This is a genomic window from Flavobacterium sp., assembly GCF_049590715.1.
Taxonomy (GTDB): Bacteria; Bacteroidota; Bacteroidia; order Flavobacteriales; family Flavobacteriaceae; genus Flavobacterium.
The window spans coordinates 1-3,885 of sequence record NZ_JBAWDL010000127.1 but is presented as its reverse complement, the minus strand read 5'-3'; the positions used below and the strand labels follow the sequence as shown (position 1 = coordinate 3,885).

Sequence of the window (3,885 nt, the reverse complement as noted above, 5' to 3'; positions counted from 1 at the left end):
AGTAAGTTTCTTTTTAGATTCTCGACATCAGTCACTACTAATGCAACATCAGGATATAATTTATCATTTTTGTTTAACAGCAATTCAATCACCACATTTTCATCAATTGAACTTGCATTCAAGCTATACGTTCCTGGTAAATCAAGGATATTGGCTTTGATATTATTCGGTAATTTACAAAATCCTATTTTTTTCTCAACGGTAATACCCGGATAATTCCCAACTTGTTGGTTCAATCCTGTTAATTGATTAAAAACCGAAGTTTTCCCCACGTTAGGATTTCCTATTAAGGCAACATTGATATTCTCGTTAATCATTTTAAAGTTTGATTTGGACTAATTCAACTTCAATTTCGGCGGCAGTTTCCACTCGAATAGCAAGATGAGAGCCATTAATATCTAAATATAAAGGATCTCCAAAAGGAGCAATTTGCAACAACTCCACCATATTACCTGGCAAACAACCCATTTCGAGCAGTTTTAACGGAATAACATCAATATCAAAGTCTTTGATTATGGCTTTTTCGCCTTTTTTTAGAGAATTGATTGTGGTACGCAAGTCTTATTTAGATTGAATTAAGATTGCAAAAATACATATTATAATATGAATACAAATGATAATTGTCATTTTTATGTCTTTTAATAAGAGAAAAAAACAATAGAAATGGCTACATGGTAATACTGCAATCAATCTGAATAAATTATAAATAAGATAAGCATGTTTTGATCGGATTTAAAACTCCTTAACCAAAACAAGTTTATCGTTTTTATTTGTATTCTTTCAATTCAAAAGTTTCTCCATCAAAAACACCATATGTAAAATAACTAATCCAGTCACCAAGATTGACATAATCAGCATTTTCGCCTACCGGATGAATCATAGGCAGATGACGGTGTCCAAAAATAAGGTAGTTGTAATGTTTGGTTTCTAGTTTTCGTTTGGCATATAAAATCAACCATTCGTTATCCTCTCCTAAAAATTTAACATCTGAATCCCCAGAAATCAGTTTATTTTTGACTGATAAATATTGTGCTAAACCAACACCAATATCTGGATGCAACCAACGATACAGCCATTTAGAAAAAGGATTTGTAAATACTTTTTTCATGCGCTTGTATCCCAAATCACCAGGGCCTTTTCCATCCCCATGACCAATTAAGAAAGTTTTGCCTCCAAAAGTAAATTCTTGATTATCGTGATAGACTGGAATGTTCAATTCTTTTTGGAAATAATCATGCATCCATAAATCGTGGTTTCCAACAAAAAAGTAAATTGGAATGCCACTATCACTAATTTCAGCAAGTTTGCCCAGCACCCTAACAAAACCTTTAGGAACAACGGTTTTGTATTCGAACCAAAAATCGAATAAATCACCCAATAAAAAGATTGCTTCAGCATCTTGCTTTATTTCGTCTAGCCAAGCGACAAATTTCTTTTCACGTGGCAAACTTAATTCGGCTGTAGGTGCTCCAAAGTGTTGGTCAGAAGCAAAATATACTTTTTTCATTTTAGGGGTTAAGTTTTTTGGGTTAAGTGTTAGAAGTTATGTAGTATGCATAAAAATTATATGTTAAATGCTGTAAGTTAAGAATTATACGTTGAGGGTAAACACCTATAAAACCCTTCCTTTAACCCTTTACTTATAACCTTTAACTCCTAACTATTTTTTACAAATTATCACTAGCGAACCATTCTGCAAACGAAGATTCCGTTTCTTGTAATTTTAATGAGAATAGTTTAATTCCTTCTGGCAAACGAGAAATAATACGTTGTGAAAAATCAATTACCATGTTTTCACTAGTAGGTTGATAATCGACTAAAATTACGTGATGCCCACGATTTTTAAGTTCGTTAGCTAACTCGACATGAGGAGTTGTTTCATTGAAAACAGTGGCATGATCAAACTGATCCACGATTTCTTCCTTGACAATTTTTTTCAAATCAGAGAAGTCAATTACCATCCCAAACTTTACATTAGTGCGATCAGTAATAGGACGTCCCATTACGGTTACTGACAATTTATAACTGTGACCGTGGACGTTTTTACATTTTCCATCATAACCATAAAGGGCATGACCGGTTTCGAAATTAAATTGTTTGGTGATTCTAATGTTGCTCATTTTGTTTTATTTTGAATGCAAATTTAGTGAATAGAAACGATAATTAAGCACTTTGCCCTAGCCCTGATGGTAGCGGCATCCTTTTTTGCCTTTTTCGGGCAAAAAAGATACAGCGGACAGCAGGAAAAAGCTCCAAAAAAAATTACTTTTTGAATTGACTTAAAGCGTTTTTAGTAAAATCAGAAAGCACTAATTTACCAGAGACTTGTGCTCGTTGCAATAATAGTGTGTCCCAATTTTCGGTTCCTTCCCAAAGGACTTTTTTTAGTTCTTGCAAGGCTTGGGGATGGTAAGATGCTAGTTTTTCGACAAAGGAGTTTAGGTTTTCATCAAGGTTTTCTTGGTTATCAAAGACTTCCGAATAAAGCCCTTTTTCATTTGCCCATGGTGCGGTTTTCCATGCATGAGGAGCTAATGCCAGCTGACTCATAGCTGTTTTTCCGATTTTGTGACTTACGGCAGGCTCGATGACAAAAGGTCCAATACCAATAGCAATTTCAGACAACTTAATAGCGCTCGACACTGTTGCAAAAACGTAATCACAGGCAGCTATAATACCCACTCCACCACCAACAGCTTTACCTTGTACTCGCCCCACAATGATTTGTGAACAATTGCGCATAGCATTCAACAAATGAGCAAATCCAGAAAAAAAATGAGTGCCTTGATCCAGCGTTTGTACTGCTAAAAGTTCGTCAAAACTTGCTCCAGCACAAAAGGCTCCATTGCCCTGACTTTGTAAAACAATAACTGAAACCTCCTGATTGGAACTCAATTTATGGATTTCTGCAGTCAGTTTATCGAGTAAATTTCTGGGGAATGAATTGCTTGCGGGATGCCCAAAAGTGACTGTTGCTGTCTTGTTTTGAATGTTTGTGGTTACGATTCCAATCGTGTCTTGTGCGGCCATAGTGATTACTTTGAGGTAAAGTTATAAATATTAGGCTTACGGTTTGTTTTTGACCACTGAATTATTAGAATTTCCTTTTTTGAATGGGTTATTATATTATATTTGTGAAATATTCTGGGGGATTAGCTCATTTGGCTAGAGCGCTTGCCTGGCAGGCAAGAGGTGACGAGTTCGAATCTCGTATTCTCCACCAGTAAAATCAAGCACTTACAAACTTATTGTAAGTGCTTTTGTTTTTTACCTGCAACAATATTGCAACATTTTCTATTTTTGTATTTATGAATAGTACAGATTTACATCCTTTAGCATATTTTGAATATATTATTGACAGTGAAAATATATTAAAAGAAATAGAAAATGAATTTCTTTACTCGGACTGTATTAGTTTCGATTTAGGAAATTCTATTGAAATTCAATATCTTATACAAAATGATTTAGGAGAATTTATACAGACAAGTATCTTAGCAAAAGACTTACTTCTCCAGAAACTATATAGAGAATCTCAAAAAGCAAAAAATAATCTTTACTCTTATTGTCTTGACAGCACAAAATCAACCACAGAAAATTATCTTAGAATTCAAATTAACACTTTACAAGCTTTAATAAATACAAACCCAAATCTAATTAATAATCATTTATACTTGATGTTTCCTTTAAGAGATATTCTAAATTATATTAATGATATTTTACTATTACCAGAAATGGGAAGATTCGTATTAGACGAAACTTATATATCACCTATCGAAATAGATGGTGCTAAACAAAATCCATTTGATTCAACTCTGAGGACTGATATTGAAAAAATCCATTTAATTTTTGAATATATGAAAGGGAATAATGAGCAAAAAGTAAAGA

At 33.6% G+C, this 3,885-nt stretch carries 6 protein-coding genes and 1 tRNA gene; 2 read left to right on the top strand and 5 right to left on the bottom strand.

The features are described from left to right. The 5 genes from WBQ70_RS05670 to WBQ70_RS05650 form a co-directional block, all read right to left on the bottom strand. On the bottom strand, nucleotides 1-317 hold a 317-nt coding region (locus tag WBQ70_RS05670), incomplete at its 3' end, for a FeoB small GTPase domain-containing protein (protein ID WP_423911565.1). Nucleotide 318: 1 nt separating this feature from the next. Further along, complete coding sequence (locus WBQ70_RS05665; RefSeq protein WP_366185971.1) at nucleotides 319-558, bottom strand: FeoA family protein; 240 nt, start codon at nucleotides 556-558, stop codon at nucleotides 319-321. A 208-nt stretch (nucleotides 559-766) separates the two neighbouring features. Then, on the bottom strand, nucleotides 767-1,507 hold the full coding sequence (locus WBQ70_RS05660; RefSeq protein ID WP_423911563.1) for a UDP-2,3-diacylglucosamine diphosphatase: 741 nt from the start codon (nucleotides 1,505-1,507) through the stop codon (nucleotides 767-769). 160 nt (nucleotides 1,508-1,667) lie between these two features. Then, entirely contained in the window at nucleotides 1,668-2,120 is a 453-nt protein-coding gene (locus tag WBQ70_RS05655) for a 6-pyruvoyl trahydropterin synthase family protein (protein WP_423911562.1), read from the bottom strand. 142 nt (nucleotides 2,121-2,262) lie between these two features. After that, nucleotides 2,263-3,030 carry an enoyl-CoA hydratase/isomerase family protein gene (locus WBQ70_RS05650; protein WP_423911560.1) on the bottom strand — a complete coding sequence of 256 codons (768 nt, stop codon included), beginning with the start codon at nucleotides 3,028-3,030 and terminating at the stop codon, nucleotides 2,263-2,265. Nucleotides 3,031-3,146: 116 nt separating this feature from the next. Here WBQ70_RS05650 and WBQ70_RS05645 point away from each other — a divergent pair. Both WBQ70_RS05645 and WBQ70_RS05640 read left to right on the top strand, forming a co-directional pair. Next, nucleotides 3,147-3,223, top strand: a tRNA-Ala gene (locus WBQ70_RS05645). A gap of 85 nt (nucleotides 3,224-3,308) precedes the next feature. Further along, nucleotides 3,309-3,885 (top strand): hypothetical protein (locus tag WBQ70_RS05640; protein ID WP_423911558.1); only part of this gene is annotated, 577 nt, incomplete at its 3' end.